This is a genomic window from Streptomyces sp. NPDC004266, from assembly GCF_042874095.1.
Taxonomy (GTDB): Bacteria; Actinomycetota; Actinomycetes; order Streptomycetales; family Streptomycetaceae; genus Streptomyces.
In genome coordinates this window covers 280,408-296,667 of the sequence record NZ_JBIAMM010000011.1, presented here as the reverse complement: position 1 = coordinate 296,667, position 16,260 = coordinate 280,408, and the positions used below count along the sequence as shown (strand labels likewise).

General features: G+C 75.2%; 14 protein-coding genes. 9 read left to right on the top strand and 5 right to left on the bottom strand.

Features of this window, described 5'->3' with window-relative positions; translation table 11 throughout:
* Positions 1-4: 4 nt before the first annotated feature.
* The 3 genes from ACFYUZ_RS26200 to ACFYUZ_RS26190 are packed head-to-tail and all read right to left on the bottom strand — an operon-like array spanning position 5 to position 3,458.
* Positions 5-874, bottom strand: a complete 870-nt coding sequence (locus tag ACFYUZ_RS26200) for an ABC transporter permease (protein ID WP_389313123.1) — start codon at positions 872-874, stop codon at positions 5-7.
* A complete protein-coding gene (locus ACFYUZ_RS26195) occupies positions 871-1,824 on the bottom strand; it encodes an ABC transporter permease (protein ID WP_389313121.1) in 954 nt (317 codons plus the stop codon). Before ACFYUZ_RS26195 ends, ACFYUZ_RS26200 begins: the two co-directional genes overlap by 4 nt.
* The gene (locus ACFYUZ_RS26190) at positions 1,821-3,458 is read right to left on the bottom strand and encodes an ABC transporter substrate-binding protein (protein WP_389313119.1); all 1,638 of its coding nucleotides are present in this window, start codon (positions 3,456-3,458) and stop codon (positions 1,821-1,823) included. Before ACFYUZ_RS26190 ends, ACFYUZ_RS26195 begins: the two co-directional genes overlap by 4 nt.
* Before the next feature lie 141 nt (positions 3,459-3,599).
* On the opposite strand from ACFYUZ_RS26190, the gene ACFYUZ_RS26185 reads away from it, so the two are divergent.
* Entirely contained in the window at positions 3,600-4,658 is a 1,059-nt protein-coding gene (locus tag ACFYUZ_RS26185) for a LacI family DNA-binding transcriptional regulator (RefSeq protein WP_389313118.1), read from the top strand.
* 6 nt (positions 4,659-4,664) lie between these two features.
* Here the strand turns inward: ACFYUZ_RS26185 and ACFYUZ_RS26180 are convergent, their stop codons facing one another.
* Positions 4,665-6,299, bottom strand: coding sequence for an amidohydrolase (locus ACFYUZ_RS26180; RefSeq protein WP_389313116.1), 1,635 nt, complete (start codon positions 6,297-6,299; stop codon positions 4,665-4,667).
* A gap of 92 nt (positions 6,300-6,391) precedes the next feature.
* Here ACFYUZ_RS26180 and ACFYUZ_RS26175 point away from each other — a divergent pair, with 92 nt between their 5' ends.
* Together ACFYUZ_RS26175 and ACFYUZ_RS26170 are read left to right on the top strand one after the other, a co-directional pair.
* The gene (locus tag ACFYUZ_RS26175) at positions 6,392-7,096 is read left to right on the top strand and encodes a helix-turn-helix domain-containing protein (protein WP_389313114.1); all 705 of its coding nucleotides are present in this window, start codon (positions 6,392-6,394) and stop codon (positions 7,094-7,096) included.
* A gap of 167 nt (positions 7,097-7,263) precedes the next feature.
* Entirely contained in the window at positions 7,264-8,502 is a 1,239-nt protein-coding gene (locus tag ACFYUZ_RS26170; RefSeq protein ID WP_389313112.1) for a pyroglutamyl peptidase, read from the top strand.
* A gap of 46 nt (positions 8,503-8,548) precedes the next feature.
* On the opposite strand, the gene ACFYUZ_RS26165 is transcribed toward ACFYUZ_RS26170, so the two are convergent.
* Positions 8,549-10,324 (bottom strand): IclR family transcriptional regulator C-terminal domain-containing protein, encoded by a 1,776-nt coding sequence (locus ACFYUZ_RS26165; protein ID WP_389313110.1) that lies wholly within the window; start codon positions 10,322-10,324, stop codon positions 8,549-8,551.
* A 184-nt stretch (positions 10,325-10,508) separates the two neighbouring features.
* Here ACFYUZ_RS26165 and ACFYUZ_RS26160 point away from each other — a divergent pair, with 184 nt between their 5' ends.
* The 6 genes from ACFYUZ_RS26160 to pcaD are packed head-to-tail and all read left to right on the top strand — an operon-like array spanning position 10,509 to position 16,226.
* Positions 10,509-11,294 carry a CoA transferase subunit A gene (locus ACFYUZ_RS26160; RefSeq protein ID WP_389313108.1) on the top strand — a complete coding sequence of 262 codons (786 nt, stop codon included), beginning with the start codon at positions 10,509-10,511 and terminating at the stop codon, positions 11,292-11,294.
* Positions 11,291-11,932 carry a CoA transferase subunit B gene (locus tag ACFYUZ_RS26155; protein ID WP_389313106.1) on the top strand — a complete coding sequence of 214 codons (642 nt, stop codon included), beginning with the start codon at positions 11,291-11,293 and terminating at the stop codon, positions 11,930-11,932. The genes ACFYUZ_RS26160 and ACFYUZ_RS26155 overlap by 4 nt, the downstream gene beginning before the upstream one ends.
* Complete coding sequence (pcaH, locus tag ACFYUZ_RS26150; RefSeq protein ID WP_389313104.1) at positions 11,929-12,759, top strand: protocatechuate 3,4-dioxygenase subunit beta; 831 nt, start codon at positions 11,929-11,931, stop codon at positions 12,757-12,759. Before ACFYUZ_RS26155 ends, pcaH begins: the two co-directional genes overlap by 4 nt.
* A complete protein-coding gene (pcaG, locus tag ACFYUZ_RS26145) occupies positions 12,756-13,331 on the top strand; it encodes a protocatechuate 3,4-dioxygenase subunit alpha (protein ID WP_389313102.1) in 576 nt (191 codons plus the stop codon). Before pcaH ends, pcaG begins: the two co-directional genes overlap by 4 nt.
* A complete protein-coding gene (gene pcaB, locus ACFYUZ_RS26140; RefSeq protein ID WP_389313100.1) occupies positions 13,318-14,811 on the top strand; it encodes a 3-carboxy-cis,cis-muconate cycloisomerase in 1,494 nt (497 codons plus the stop codon). The genes pcaG and pcaB overlap by 14 nt, the downstream gene beginning before the upstream one ends.
* Positions 14,808-16,226: a 3-oxoadipate enol-lactonase gene (pcaD, locus tag ACFYUZ_RS26135; protein ID WP_389313098.1), complete on the top strand. Its 1,419-nt coding sequence runs from the start codon at positions 14,808-14,810 to the stop codon at positions 16,224-16,226. Before pcaB ends, pcaD begins: the two co-directional genes overlap by 4 nt.
* Positions 16,227-16,260: the final 34 nt, after the last annotated feature.

Genomic DNA, 16,260 nt, shown 5'->3' with positions numbered 1-16,260 from the left:
GCGTTCACCGCTCCCGCTTCGCGATCCGGTCGGCGAGCCCCTCGCCGACGATGCCGAACGCCACCACGGCGAGCACGATGCACGCGGAGGGCGCGAGGGCCGGCAGCATCGCCCCCTGCAGGACGGCCGCCTGCCCCTCGTTGATCATGGCGCCCCAGTCGGCGGTCGGCGGCTGCACGCCGAAGCCGAGGAAGGACAGCGCCGCCAGGTCCATCAGGGCGTACCCGAAGTTCATCGCGGACTGGGCGAAGACCGTCGGCGCGATGTTGGGCAGCAGATGGCGCACGCCGACGGTCCAGCCGGACCAGCCCTGCACCCGATAGGCCTCGATGTACGGGCGGGCCTTCTCCTGCCGCGCGATGCCCCGCACCAGCCGGCCCACGTACGGGGTGTAGGCGACGGACATGGCGATCACGGGCGCCGTGAGTCCCTCGCCGACGACCGACACGAGCAGGATCGCGAGCAGCAGACCGGGGATCGCGAAGACCAGGTCCATGGACCGGGAGAGCAGCGTGTCCACCCAGCCGCCGCGCCAGGCCGCCGCCACCCCGAGCAGGGTGCCGAGGAGGGTGGACACGCCGACGACGAGCAGCGGTCCGAGCAGCCCGGTGCGGGCGCCGGTGAGCAGCCGGGACAGGACGTCCCGCCCCGACTGGTCCGTGCCGAGCAGGTGGTCGCCGGTGGTGCCGACGAGACTCGCCGACAGGTCGAGGGCCTCGGGGTCGTACGGGGCGAGGACGGGCGCGAGCAGGGCGACCAGGACGAGCGCGGCGAGCACCGCGACCGAGACCGCGAAGAGCGGCCCCTGGCCGAAGGGGCGCAGGGCGCGCAGCCCGGGCCTGCGGTACGGCACCGCGGAGGTGGTGGAGGTCATGAGGAGCCTTCCCCGAGGGAGAGACGGGGGTCGATGAGCGGGGCGAGCAGGTCGACGACGAGGTTGACGAGGACGAAGGCCGCGACGCTGAGCAGCGTGATCGCCTGCACGACCGCGAAGTCCTTGGCGGTGACCGACTGCACGAGCAGCGAGCCGAGCCCGGGGACGTCGAAGGCGGTCTCGACGATCGAGGTGGAGACGAGGAGGCCGGCGAGCATCGTGCCGCCGACGGTGACGACGGGCCCGAGGGCGTTGCGCAGCACGTGCCGACGGACCACGGACCGGCCCGCGACGCCCCGGGCGCGCGCCACCTCGACGTGCTCGCGCCCCAGTTCGTCGAGCATCGCCGAGCGCGTCACCCGGGCGAGGAGCCCCGCGAAGGACAGCGCCAGGGCGACGGCCGGCAGGGTCAGCTGGTACAGCCGCTCGGAGAGGCCGGCCGGGGTGCCGCCGCCCGGCCCCGGGAACCAGCCGAGCTGCACGGAGAAGAGCGAGACGAGCGCGATGGCCGTCACGAACGAGGGCGTGGCGGTGGCGACTCCGGTGACGATGAGCACCACCCGGTCCGGCAGGCCGGGGCGCAGGGCGGCGAGGATGCCGGCGGTCACCCCGATCACCGCGACGAGCACGGCGGCACAGCCGACGAGCAGCGCCGTGCCGGTGAGGCGCGAGCCGATGAGCGAGGCCACGTCCTGGTGGTACTGGGCGGAGCGGCCGAAGTCGCCGCTCAGCACGCCGCCGAGCCACTTCGCGTACTGGGTGACCAGCGGGTCGTCGAGGTGGTGCTCCGCCCGCAGGGCCGCCACGGCCGAGGGGGTCGCGGGGCGGCCGTGCAGGAGGAAGGACACCGGGTCGCCGGGGGCCAGGTGGACGGAGCCGAAGACCACGAGGGAGGTCACGAACAGCACCGCCGCCAGGCCGAGGAGCCGTCCGACGAGGTAGCGCGTCATCGCTTCGAGGCCCCGATCGTCGCGGCCCACGGGAAGTAGAGCTGGGCGATGCCGGTCGGGGCGCCGGTGATCCGCTTGCCGAGGAAGACCGAGTAGGGCGCCTCGTACACGGGGATGACGGGCAGCTCGTCCAGGGCGATCTTCTGCAGTCTCGCGGTGAGTTCGGCGCGCTTGGCCGGGTCGGGCTCGGAGTTCGCCCGGTCGAAGGCGACGTCGAACTCGGCGTCGGACCAGCGGCCGTAGTTCCCGAAGTCGCCGGTGCGCAGGTACTGGTAGAACTCCAGCGGGTCGGGCGTGTTGTCGTAGCCGTTGGTGATGACGAGGTCGAGGCCCTCGCGCGCGTCCGGGTCGACGAAGATGCTGCTGTACGCGTCGGGAGAGACCGGCTTCAGCACGACGTTCAGGCCGATCTGACGGCCCGCCGCCTGGACGGCGTTCGCGACGACGCTGATCTCGGGGGCGAGGGTGCTGGTGGCGAGGGTGACCGTCCGGCCGCTCGCGTGCGCCTCCTGGACGAGCTTCTTCGCCGCCTCGACGTCGTACACGGGCTCGGGCAGCGTGTCGTAGAGCTGCGCCGTCTTCTCCGGGGCCAGCGCCCAGGCGCCGCGCGCGGCGGGGGCCTTGGCGGGGACGCCGACGCCGCCGGCCGCGGCCTTGATGATGTTCTTCCGGTCGAGGGCCATCGACAGGGCCCTGCGGACCTTGAGGTTGCCGAGCGCGCCGTGGAAGTCGAGGACCGCGAGGTTCGCGGCGCCGGTGTTGGGGCCGAAGAGGAGCGAACCCCTGCCGCCGGCCTTCAGCTGGGCGAAGGAGGAGGACGGGACCATGTAGCCGCCGTCCGCCGTGCCGGACAGGAAGGCGTTGGAGCGGGCCGCGGCGTCCTCGATGAAGGTGAACCTCACCTTCTCGGACTTGGGGGAGAGCGTCTTGTCCCAGTAGGCGGCGTTCTTCTTCAGCGTGATGCTGTCGCCCTGGGCCCAGGAGTCGAGGGCGTACGGACCGGTGCAGTTCAGCCTCCCCTTGGGGGTGCCGTAGTCCTTGCCCTCCCTCGCCAGCGAGGCGGCGCTGACGACGGTGCCGGGGGAGGCGGCCATCAGCTCGTGGAAGAGGACGTCCGCCTTGCCGAGGCGGATCGTCACCTCCAGGGGGCCGGTCTTCTCGACGGAGTCGACGGTCTTGAAGGCGGAGCCCCAGGGCGAGCCGGTCTTCGGGTCCATCTGGCGTTCGAGGGAGGCGACCACGTCGTCGGCGGTCATGGTGGTGCCGTCGTGGAACCTCACCCCGGGCCGCAGGGTGTAGACGAGGGTGCGCGGGTCGGGCCGCCGCCACTTCACGGCGAGGCCGGGCACGATCTTCAGGTCGGGCGTGACCCGCAGCAGCTGCTCGCACACGTTGGCGAGGATGGTGTTCGGCGGGTAGTCGTACGCGAGGGCGTAGTCGAGCGTGTACGGCTCGGCGTACAGGGACCAGGTGAAGGAGTCCAGCGGGCCCTGCGCGGGCGGGGAGGTCGGGCCGACCTCGAAGTGCGTTCCGCCGCCGCCGGCGGCGGGCTTCGTGGCGCCGGAGCAGGCGGACGTGGTGGCCGCGAGCGCGGCGGTACAGACGAGAAGCGCGATGGCTCTGGGCATGCGCATGGGACCCACCCCTTTACGGGTGTAGTGACGGGCTCGGGGGGATGGAGCGAGTATTGGTGCGGGAACGTTCCCGCACAAGACCTGCACCCGACTTTGCGGGAACGGTTTTGCAGAGGTCGAGAGGGTGGCAGCATCACCCCCATGACCGAAGCTTCACGGGACGGCGGGCAGCCCTCGCCGCCCACCCCGCGCGTCCGCCTCGTCGACGTGGCCCGCGAGGCGGGCCTGTCCAAGACGACCGTCTCGGCGGCGCTCAACGGCACCGGCAGGCTCTCTCCCGAGGTGCGGGAGAAGGCCCGCGAGACCGCGCGCAGAATGGGCTACCGGCCCAACGCCACCGCGCGCCATCTGCGCGCGGGACGGGCCCGGTTGATCGGATACGTGGTCGGCGAGTTCGCCGCCACTCCCTGGGCCACCTTTCTCGAGTCGCCGTACTTCGCCCGGCTGACCGGCGTCACCGCGGCCACCGCGCTGCGCCGCGGCTACGCCGTGGTGCTGCTGCCCGCCGGCTCCCTGCAGAGCGAGTGGGCCGACCTGTCCCTCGACGCGGTGGTCGTCGCCGACCCCGTCGCCGACGACCCGGTCGTCGAAGGCCTCCTGGCGGCCGGCGTCCCCGTCTTCACGGACCGTTCCGTCGAGGGGCTCCCGGGCGCCTACTGGGTGGACGTCGACGCCGCCGGCGCCGTCCGCGAGGCCCTCGACCACCTCCACGAACAGGGGGCCAGACGGCCGGTCGTGGTGGTGCCGGACAGCACCACCCGCTTCCACGCCGAGGTGTACGCCGCGCACCGGGAGTGGTGCGCCTCCCACGGCCTGCCGGAGCGGGTGGTGCGGGTCGGGGAACCCGGCAACGCGCCGGTCGTGCGCGGCGTCGAGGCCGCCCTGACCGCCGACGGGCACGAGCGTCCCGACGCCCTGCTCGTGGTCGCCGAGGCGAGCCCGCCCCTCGTGCTGGAGGCGGCGCGCCGCCAGGGGTACGCGGTCCCGGACGACCTGCTGGTCGTCCTGGTCAGCGAGGACGCCACGGCCCTGCTCACCGACCCGCCGGTGACCACCCTGAGCCTGCGGCCCGAGGCGATCGCGGAGGCCGGCGTTGAACACCTCGTCGCGGTCCTGGAGCACGGCCGCCGGGAGCCCACCGGGACGCTCGTGGCGACGCGCCTCGACGTGCGGGCCTCGTCGGTCAGGCCTTCTCCGTAGGGCCGGTCAGACCGCGTGCACCAGGCGCCCGCCGACGTACGTCCGCTCCACCCGGGCCTCGGCGATCTCCTCCGGCGGGCCGGTGAGGACGTCCCGGTCCAGGACGACCAGGTCGGCGAGGTGGCCGGGGCGCAGGCTGCCGGTGTCGTCGAGACCGTTCACGTGCGCGGTGCCCGCCGTGTAGGCGGCGAGCGCCGTCGTGAGGTCGAGGCGCTGCTCGGGGTAGAAGACCCGGTCGTCGGCGGCCTCGGGCTCGCGGCGGTTGACGGCCACGTGGATGCCCGCGATCGGGTCCGGACTGCTGACCGGCCAGTCGCTGCCGGCGGCGAGGGTGGCCCCGGCCCGTACCAGATCGCCGAACGGGTACTGCCAGGCGGCGCGTTCGGGGCCCAGGAACGGGATGGTCAGCTCGTCCATCTGCGGCTCGTGCGCGGCCCACAGCGGCTGGATGTTGGCGATGGCGCCGAGCGTCGCGAACCGGGCCAGGTCGTCGGGGTGGACGACCTGGAGGTGCGCGAGGTGGTGGCGGTTGCCGCGCCGCCCGTTCGCGGCGATCGCGGCCTCCAGCGCGTCCAGGGCCTCGCGCACGGCCCGGTCGCCCAGGGCGTGGAAGTGGACCTGGAAGTCGAGGGCGTCGAGCTCGGTCACGTACCCGCGCAGCGCTCCGGGATCGACGAAGCTCAGCCCGCTGTTGGCGGTGGCGCAGCCGCAGCCGTCCAGGTACGGGGCGGTCATGGCGGCCGTGAAGTTCTCCGCGATGCCGTCCTGCATGATCTTCACCGAGCCGGCACGGAACCGGCCGAGGCTGAACTTCTCGCGGCGGGCGACCAGTTCGGGGATCTGCTCGGAGCCCCGCTCCCGGTCCCACCAGAGCGCCCCGGTCACCCGTGCGGTCAGCGAACCGTCGCCGGCGGCCGTCAGATACGCCTCCGACGGGTCGGACATGCCGCCGAATGAGCCGAGCAGCGCGTCCTGCCAGGCCGTGATGCCGAGCGAGTGCAGCAGCTTCTGGGCGCGCAGCAGCCCGGCGAGGCGGTCCTCGGCGGTGGCCGCCGGCACCAGCCCGGCGACGAGCCCGATCGCGCCCTCCTGGAGCATGCCGCTGGGGGAGCCGTCCGCCTCCCGCTCGATCCGCCCGTCGGCCGGATCGGGAGTGGCGGCGGTGAGCCCCGCCAGTTCGAGGGCCCGGGAGTTGGCCCAGGCGCCGTGGTGGTCCCGGTTCGACAGAAGGACCGGCCGGTCGGGGACGACGGAGTCGAGCAGCTGCCGGGTGGGCAGTCCGCCCTCGAAGCTCTCCATCGACCAGCCGCCGCCGGTGATCCAGGGGCGCTCCGGGTGGGCGTCCGCGTAGTCCCGGATCCGCGCCAGGTAGTCGGCGACGCCGACCGTGCCGGTGAGATCGCACTCGGCCAGCTCCTTGCCGCCGGAGACGGCGTGGACGTGGGCGTCCTGGAAGCCGGGGAGCAGCAGCTTCCCCGTCAGGTCGACGACCTCCGTGCCGGGCCCGACGAGGTCCCGCACCTCGTCGTGGCCGACCGCCGCGATCCGCTCGCCGACGACGGCGAGCGAGGTCGCCCGGGTGCGGGCCGGGTCCGCCGTGAAGACGGGCCCGCGGGTGAAGACCAGATCGGCCGTGGTCATGGGCGCTCCAGAACATGTGGTGTCGGTTGGTGGGCGCCATGCAAGCGGGCGGGCCGTTCACGCGTCAATGGTGTTGACGTAAGGTGGCGGCCATGTCCGAACGCGTGGTTCCCGAAGGCAGGCGGCAGCGCCGCCGCCCCACCAAGCAGGGCGCCGTCCTCTCGGAGCGGCTCATCGTCGAGACCGCGCTGCGCCTGATCGCCCAGCACGGCGCGGAGGCCCTGTCGGTACGGAGGCTGGGCGCCGCGCTCGGCGCCGACCCCACGGCCCTGTACCGCTACTTCCGGAACACCGACGCCCTGCTCCTCGCCGTCGCCGACGAGATGATCGGCCGCGCGCAGGAGGGCTGGACGGCCACCGGCGACTGGCGAACGGACCTCCGCGAGCTGGGACTCCGCATCCACGGCTGCTACCAGGCCTACCCGCGGGCGGCGGCCCTCGCGGCCCACCGCACCACCGGCAGGCCGTACGAGACCCGGGCCGTCGAGCGGATCCTCGGCGTCCTGCGCTCGGCCGGCTTCCCGGACGCCCTCGCCGTGCGGATCTACCACGCCTTCGTCGACCAGGCCCTCGCCTTCGCGGCCCAGGACGCCGCCGCGCTCGCCCTGCCGCCCGCGGCCCAGGAGAAGGAGACGGAGGTCTGGCACGCCGTCTACGGCAGGCTGTCGCCCGAGACCCACCCGAACATCGCCGCGACCTTCCCCCTGCTCGCCGCCGACATGCGCGACAGCGGCTACCCGTTCGCCCTGGAACTCATGCTCGCCGCGGTGGCGGCGCTGCGGCCGGCGGACGGGTGACCCCAGCGGGGGGAGGGGCCAGGGCCCGTCTTCCGGATCAGGCCGGGCTCGCGGGTCCTGGTGCGGCCTGATCCGGAAGGCAGGCCCTGGTGGGGGGCGCCGTAGCATGAGTCGCCTTGTGCAGAGACCGTTCTGACGAAGCGACACGTACGCGCGAAAGGACCCCCGTGATCTCCATACGCAGCGCACTCGCCCTTCCCCTCGCCGCCGTCTCCCTGGCCCTGGCGACCCCGCCCGCCCCGGCGGCCGGGACGGCCGCCGTCACCGCCGAGGAGGCCCGGCTCGACCGGGCCGCACCCCAGGAGATCCTGCGGCGCAGCGGTTTCGCCTCCCTGGCACCGGAGTTCGCCGAGGGCCTCGCCGGTGCCGGTTCCTTCGCCGCGGCCGAGCGGACGGTCGGCCGGTACGGGTCGCAGCTCTGGCGACGGGCCGTGGACCGGGCGCAGGGCCGGGGGGAGGCGGGCGGCACGCTCTCGCGGGACGACGACCGGCCGCTGTACTGGTCGCGACTCGCGCTCACCCGCGAACTCCGCTCCTGGCAGCCCGGGTTCACGCTGACCGAGGAGGGCCGGGCCCGGCTGCTCGACCGGCTCGAACGCTCCTCGCGCGGCCAGGACTCGATCCGCTACCCGGCCGGGAAGGGCGTGAAGAGGATCCTGCTGACCGGCTTCGACCCGTTCACGCTCGACCGGGACACCCGGATCAGCAACCCCTCCGGGGCCACCGCGCTCGCCCTGGACGGCACCTGGCTGCGGACCTCCGACGGCTCCCTCGCCCGGGTCGAGACGGCCGTCTTCCCCGTCCGCTGGCAGGACTTCGCCGACGGCACGGTCGAACGGACCCTGCGCCCGCACCTGCCGGAGGTGGACCTCTTCACCACGGTGAGCCAGGGCCGCCCCGGCCGCTTCGACGTCGAACGGACCAACGGCGCCTGGCGCGGCGGCTTCCCCGACAACGAGAACCTGTCGCGCACCGGGACCGTGCCCGTCGCCGACCCGGCCACGCAGCCCCAGTGGACGTCGACGACCCTTCCGCACGCGGCGATCACGGCGGCGTCCACCGGACGTTTCCCGGTCTACGACAACACCTCGGTGACCGAGCTGCCGGCCGGGGCGGACACGCCCGTGGTCCGTCCCGACGGACCGACGCCCGGCTCGGCCGCCCGGGCGGGCGGCGGCGGGAACTACCTGTCCAACGAGATCGCCTACCGGGCCACCCTGCTGCGCGACCGCCTCGGCCTGAGGGACCTGCCCGGCGGCCATGTGCACACGCCGGTCCTCGAGTTCGGACCGGGCAACACCGATCCGGCGACGGGTGCGGTCACCGACGCCGCGTTCGTACGGAACCGGCTCGACATCATCGCCCAGGTGCGGGCGATCCTCACCGTGGCCGCCGGGTCCCGGTAGCGGCCCGGGCGCGTCGCGACCGCGCACGGGGTCGCGACGCGCCCGTTCAGCCCGTGGTGACCGGGGAGAAGCGGTCCACCGCGGCGAGGTCCGCGCTGATCAGCGCGGCCGTCTCGCGCAGCGGCGGCAGCAGGGCGGCGAGGCTCTCCTCGGGGGTGGCCCGGCCCGCGTGCAGGGCCACGTTGACCGCGGCGACCGTCCGGCCCGCACCGTCCGTGACCGCCACCGCCAGCGAGCGGAGCCCCTCCTCCAGCTCCTGTTCCACCCACCCGTAGCCGCGCGCCGCGGTCGCCGCCACGGCCTCGTCGAGCCCCTCGCGGGTCGTCAGCGTGCGCGGGGTGAGCGACTCCGGGGTGATCCGGCCGAGCCGCGCGGCGCGCTCCGCCGCGGGCAGCGCGCCGAGCAGGACGCGGCCCATGGAGGTCGCGTACGCGGGGAGCCGGGTGCCCACCGTGATGTCGATGTGCATGATGCGGGTGCCGGCGACCCGGGCGACGTACCGGATGTCGTCCCCGTCGAGCACGGCGACGGACGCGGACTCGTGGACCCGCAGGACGAGGGCGACGAGGTGCGGGGTGGCGATCTCCGGCAGGGTCAGGCCGGAGAGCCGGGCGTAGCCGAGCTCCAGGACCCGGGGGAGCACCAGGAAACCGCCGGACTCCTCCCGTACGTACCCCAGGTGGCGCAGGGTGATCAGCGACCGGCGGGCGGTCGCGCGGGGCAGCCCGGTCAGCCGGGCGAGCTCGGAGAGCCGGACGGGCCCCCGGACGGAACCGAAGGCGCGCAGGACGTCGAGACCGCGCGCGAGCGACTGGAGGAAACCCGAGCCGAGCTCCTCCTTGAGCGCGGCGCCCGCGACGGGCGCCGGAGCCGTCGGCGTGGACGCCGGTCCGGTCGGGGCCGGTGCCGTCTCCGCCCCTCCCGGGGCGCCGGCGGCCGGCGCGGGCCCGGCCACGGGCGCCGGGCCTCCGCTCGCGGGTGCGCCGGCGGCCGGCGCCGCGGCCAGCGCGGCCTCCATCGCCGTGACCGTGCGGCGCAGCGGCGGCAGGGCCTGGGCCGTGAGGGAGGCGGAGCTGTGCCGGCTGGTGTGGCTGACGACGCTGACCGCGCAGACGACCGTGCCGTCCGGTCCCCGCACCGGCAGCGCGACGGCGAGCAGCCCCGGCTCGATCAGCTGGTCGTCCACGGCGAGTCCGGTCGCGCGGGCCTCGCGCACCCGGTCGAGGAACTCGGCCTCGACCTGCTCGGGCGTGGGCGGCGCCCCGGCCGGCCGCGGCGGTACGGAGGGGAAACCGGCGTCCAGGGGGTCCTTCGCGCGGCGGGCCCGCCACCGTTCGAGGTCCGCCGCGTCCCACCGCCCGGCGAACAGGGCGCCTGGCGCGCAGCGTTCGGCCGGCAGGAGGTCCCCGGTCCGGAAGGAGATCGCCATCGCCCGGCGGCGGGTGGCCTGGGCGAGGAAGCGGACGCCGTCGCCGTCCGGGACGGCCACGGACACCGACTCGTCGAGCGCGTCGGCGAGGGCGACGGCGTGCGGTCCGAGGAGCTCCGGCAGCCCGCAGGAGGCGAGGTAGGCGTTGCCGAGCTCGGCGGCGCCGGGCGCGAGCAGCAGGTCGCGGCCCTCGGCCCGGAGGACGCCGAGGCGGACGAGGGTCGTCGCGACCCGGTCGACGGTGGAGCGGGCGAGGCCGGTCGTCCGGGCGAGGTCGCCGGGCCGGTGCCGGACCTCGGGTCCCGTGGCCATGACGCGGAGCACGGCGAGGCCGCGTTCGAGCGGCCCGACCAGTTCGTCGGGCGCGGCCTGGGCATCGCTGGGCTGCGGCACGGTGCGGACTCCTCGGGAGATCTGGGGCCTGGGGAACGGGCACGGGGAGCCGCGCGGGAAAACCGTACCCGGGCCGTTGACAGGGCCCGTGGCCCGGATGGACACTCACCCCCGCCAAAATTCTGAACTCAAGTTCAGCAGGCGAACACCCGAACCGTCAATCCCGAGTGAAACGGTCCCTTACATGGACAAAGTGGTCGCCGGCGCCGCCGAAGCGGTGGCGGACATCGAGGACGGCGCCTCGCTCGCCGTCGGAGGCTTCGGGCTGAGCGGCGTACCGGACGTCCTCATCCGCGCCCTGCACGCCCACGGCGCCGGAGACCTCTCCGTCGTCTCCAACAACTGCGGCGTCGACGGCGGAGGCCTGGGCGTCCTCCTCGCCGCCGGCCGGATCAGCCGCGTCACCGGCTCCTACATCGGCGACAACAAGGAGTTCGCCCGCCGCTACCTCGGCGGCGAACTCGAACTGGAACTCACCCCCCAGGGCACCCTGGCCGAACGGCTCCGCGCCGGCGGCTGCGGCATCCCCGCCTTCTTCACTCCCGCGGGCGTCGGCACCCAGGTCGCCGACGGCGGACTGCCCTGGCGGTACGCGGCCGACGACGCCCCCCGGACGGAGCCCGGGGGAGCCCCCGTCGCCGTCGCCTCCCCGCCCAAGGAGATCCGCGAGTACGACGGACGTCCGTACGTCCTCGAACACGGCATCACCACCGACTTCGCGCTCGTCCGCGCGGCCCGCGGCGACCGGCACGGCAACCTCGTCTTCGCCCGCGCCGCCCGCAACTTCAACCCGCTCGCCGCCATGGCCGGCCGGATCACGATCGCCGAGGTGGAGGAGCTCGTCGAACCCGGCGAGCTCGAACCCGACCAGGTCCACCTGCCGGGCGTCTTCGTCCAGCGGGTGGTGGCGCTCACCCCCGCACAGGCCGCCGACAAGGGCATCGAACGAAGGACGGTACGCACCCGATGAGCTGGACCAGGGACGAGATGGCGGCCCGCGCCGCCCGCGAGCTGACGGACGGTTCGTACGTCAACCTCGGCATCGGACTGCCCACCCGCGTACCGAACTTCCTCCCCGACGGCGTCGACGTCGTCCTCCACTCCGAGAACGGACTCCTCGGCGTCGGCCCCTACCCGTACGAGGACGAGGTCGACCCCGACCTGATCAACGCGGGCAAGGAGACGGTCACCGTCCTGCCCGGCGCCGCGTTCTTCGACTCCGCGCTCTCCTTCGGCATGATCCGCGGCGGCCACATCGACACCGCGATCCTCGGCGCCATGCAGGTCTCCGCCCGCGGCGACCTCGCCAACTGGACGATCCCCGGCCGCATGGTCAAGGGCATGGGCGGCGCCATGGACCTCGTCCACGGAGCCCGCCGGGTCCTCGTCCTCACGGAGCACACCGCCAAGGACGGCACCCCCAAGATCGTCCAGGAGTGTTCCCTGCCGCTCACCGGCCGGGGCTGCGTCGACCGGATCATCACCGACCTCGGCGTCCTCGACGTCACCGAGGACGGACTCCGGCTCGTCGAGACCGCCCCCGGCGTCACCCCCGAGGACATCGTCCGCCTGACGGCGGCTCCCGTGAAGGTGGAAACCGCAGCATGACCCCGACCCAGGCCCCGGCCTCGATCCCTACCCGGGCCGCGGCCCCGACGCAGACTCAGGCCCCCACCCAGGCCCAGGACCCGACCCAGCAGGACATCTCGAAGGAGATCGACGCCCGGCGCGAGGAGTACCTCCGCGCCGGCGAGACCCGGCACCACCCCGCCCGCGACTACCCGCCCTACCGCAGCAGCGCGCTGCGCCACCCCCGGCAGCCCCTGGTCGCCGTGCGCGACCCCGAGGCCGTCGAACTCTCCGGCCCGGTCTTCGGCGTCACCGACGTCACCGCCCTCGACGCCGACCTCACCCGCGGCGGCGCCGGCGAACCCCTCGGCGAGCGGATGACCGTCACCGGGCGCGTCCTCGACCGCGCCGGCCGCCCCGTGCGCGGCCAGCTCGTCGAGGTCTGGCAGGCCAACGCCGCCGGACGCTACGCCCACCGGCTCGACCAGCACCCGGCCCCGCTCGACCCCCACTTCACCGGCGCGGGACGCTGCCTGACGGACGACCAGGGCACGTACCGCTTCACCACGATCCGCCCCGGCGCCTACCCCTGGCGCAACCACACCAACGCCTGGCGCCCCGCGCACATCCACTTCTCGCTCTTCGGCAGCGCCTTCACCCAGCGGCTCGTCACCCAGATGTACTTCCCCGGCGACCCGCTCTTCGCCTACGACCCCATCCTCCAGTCCGTCACCGACGACGCCGCCCGCGCCCGGCTCGTCGCCGCCTACGACCACGAGCTCACCACCCCCGAACACGCCCTCGGCTACCGCTGGGACATCGTCCTCGACGGACCCGCCGCGACCTGGATCGAGGAAGGCCGATGACCGGCACGCCCACCCCCGCGCCCCCGACGCCCGCGCAGACCGTCGGCCCCTTCTACGGATACGCGCTGCCCTTCCCCGGCGGACCCGACCTCGCCCCCGCCGGCCACCCGGACACCCTCACCGTCCACGGCCACGTGTACGACGGAGCCGGCGCCCCCGTCCCCGACGCGCTCCTGGAGATCTGGCAGCCCGGCCCCGACGGCGACCGCTCCGGCGCCCCCGGCTCCCTCCGCAAGGACCCCGTCACCGGCGGCCACGCGGGCCGCGACGGCGTCACCTTCACCGGCTTCGGCCGGGTCGCCACCGACGCCGACGGCCGCTGGGCGATCCGCACCCTGCCGCCCGCCGGAGCGCCGTACCTCTCCGTCTGCGTCTTCGCCCGCGGCCTCCTGCACCACCTCTTCACCCGGATCTACCTGCCGGGACCGGCCGCCGAGGCCGACCCGCTGCTCGCCTCGCTCCCGACGGAGCGGCGCGCCACCCTGCTCGCGACCGGGACCGGACCCCGCACCCTGCGCTTCGACGTCCGCCTCCAGGGCCCGGAGGAGACGGTGTTCCTTGACTTCCGCTGAGCAGCACGGGCGGCGGTACGAGGAGAAGGGGCCGTACGAGGACGAGGAACCGTACGACCTCGGACTCCTCGCCCCCGTCCGCGCCGGCACCGACGTCGAGGCGGCCACCGGCGACCGCGCCTTCCTCCGGGCCATGCTCGACGCCGAGGCCGCCCTCACCCGGGCCCAGGCCGCCCTCGGCCACGCCCCCGCCGAGGCCGCCGCCGCCGTCACCGAGGCCGCGTCCCGCACCGAACGGTACGACCCGCGCGCGCTCGCCCTGCGCGCCCGCGGCGGCGGCAACCCCGTCATCCCCCTCGTCGCCGAACTCACCGCCGCCGTACCGGAGGAGGTGGCCCCCCACGTCCACCGGGGCGCGACCAGCCAGGACATCATGGACACGGCCGCGATGCTCGTCGCGGCCCGCGCCCTGCCTCTCGTCACGGCACCCCTGCACCGCGCCGCCGCAGCCCTCGGGCGGCTCGCCGCCGAGCACCGCGACACCGTCATGGCCGGCCGCACCCTCACCCAGCACGCCGTCCCCACCACCTTCGGACTCAAGGCGGCGGGCTGGCGCAGCCTCGTCCTCGACGCTGCCGACCGGCTCACCGCCCTCACGCTCCCCGCCCAGCTCGGCGGCGCGGCGGGCACCCTCGCCGCGTTCGAGCAGCTGGCCGGCGCACCCGGCAGCGGGCCCGACCTCGCCGAGGCGTACGCGCGGGAACTCGGCCTCGCCGCCCCGGTCCTGCCCTGGCACACCCTGCGCACCCCCGTCGCCGACCTCGGCACCGCGCTGGCCTTCACCGCGGCCGCGCTCGGCAAACCGGCCGCCGACGTGCTGCTGCTCAGCCGCACCGAGACCGGTGAGCTCGCCGAGGGCGAGGGCGGCGGGTCCTCCGCGATGCCCCACAAGAGCAACCCCGTCCACGCCACCCTCATCGCCGCGGCCGCCCGTCAGGCGCCCCCGCTCGCCGCCGTCCTCCTCGGCTCTCTCACCGCCGAGGACGAACGGCCGGCCGGCGCCTGGCACGCCGAATGGCAGGCCCTGCGCGAACTCCTCCGCCTCGCCGGAGGCGCCGCCCACCACCTGGCCGCGCTCACCGAGGGCCTCCAGGTCTTCCCCGGCCGCATGCGGGAGAACCTGCACCGCACCCGGGGCCTGGTGGCGAGCGAACGCCTCGCCGCGGAGCTCTCCGCGCTCCTCGGCCGCGCCGCCGCCCGGCGGCTCCTCGACGAGGCCTCCCACCGGGCCCTGTCGGAGCGCCGCCACCTCGTGGACGTCCTCGCCGAGGCCCCGGAACTCACCGGCCCGCTCACACAGGACCGCCTCAGGGCCCTCGCGGACCCGGCCGGCGCGACCGGCGCGGCGCCCGTGCTCGTGGACCGAGCCCTGGGGAGAACACGGCCCGCGGACCCGCCCGTCGCGCCGGGCGCGGCCCGCCGCCCCCTCGACCACGCCCTGCGGAGAGACCCCTCCGCCGACCCGGAAGGCCCCGCATGACACCCGACCCGCGCCCGACGAAGGCGCAGGCCTCCGACGCCCCGCAGCCCCCGGGCCTCCACGTCGTGACCGGCCCGCCCGGCACGGCCGGCGCCCCCACGCGATCCCGCACCGCCGGAGGGCCCGACGTCCCCGGAGGGCCCGGCTCCCTCGAAGGGCCCGGCTCCCTCGAAGGGCCCGGCGGCCTGGAAGGGACCGGCTCCCTCGAAGGCCCTGGCGGCCCGGAAGGGCCCCGTTCCCCCGGAGGGCATCGCGCCCCCGCCCTCCACCACCGCGTCGACGGGCCCTCCGACGCCCCCGTCCTCCTCCTCGGGCCCTCCCTCGGCACCTCGCTCGCCGTCTGGGACGCGCAGACCGCCGCCCTCGCCCGGCACCACCGGGTGGTCCGCTGGGACCTTCCCGGGCACGGCGGCACCCCCGCCGAGGCGCTGCCCGACACCACGCCCGGGGCCACCACCGTCGCCGACCTCGCCGGCCTCGTCCTCGAACTCGCCGACCACCTCGGCGCCGAGCGCTTCGGTTACGCCGGCATCTCCCTCGGCGGTGCCGTCGGCGCCCACCTCGCCGCCCACCACCCCGAGCGGGTCACCGGCCTCGCCGTCGTCTGCTCCTCGGCCCGCTTCGGCGCCCCGGAGGCCTGGCGCGAGCGCGCCGCGCTCGTCCGTGCCCGGGGCACCGCGCCCCTGGCCGGGACGACGGCCGCGCGCTGGTTCACGCCCGGCTTCGCCTCCACCAGGACCGCCGACCGGCTCCTCGCCGACCTGCGGGCCGCCGACCCCGAGGGCTACGCGGCCTGCTGCGACGCCCTCGCCACGTACGACCTGCGCGAGGCGCTCGGCCGGATCGCGGCCCCGACCCTGGTCGTCGCCGGTCGCGCCGACCCGGCCACGCCGCCCGCCCACTCCCGCGAACTCGCCGACGGCATCCCCGACGCGGGCCTCCTCGAACTCGCCGGAGCCTCCCACCTGGCCCCCGCCGAACGCCCGCAGGCCGTCCTCACCGCGCTCCTCGGCCACTTCGGCGCCCCCGCCGACGACGGCAGCCGGCACGCCCAGGGCATGGCCGTCCGCCGCGCGGTCCTCGGGGACGCGCACGTCGACCGGGCCGTCGCCCGGACGACCGCCCTCACCGCCGACTTCCAGGACTACATCACCCGCTGCGCCTGGGGAGAGATCTGGACCCGCCCGGGACTCGACCGCCGCACCCGCAGCTGCATCACCCTCACCGCCCTGGTCGCCCACGGCCACCTGGAGGAGCTCGCCCTGCACGTCCGGGCCGCGCTGCGCAACGGCCTCACCCCCGAGGACATCGGGGAGGTCCTGCTGCACTCCGCCGTCTACTGCGGCGTCCCCGCCGCCAACGCCGCCTTCGCCACGGCCCAGCGCGTCCTCGCCGAGGACGCGCCCTCCTCCTGATCACCCCGTCCCACCGACCCTTCACGGAGCGACC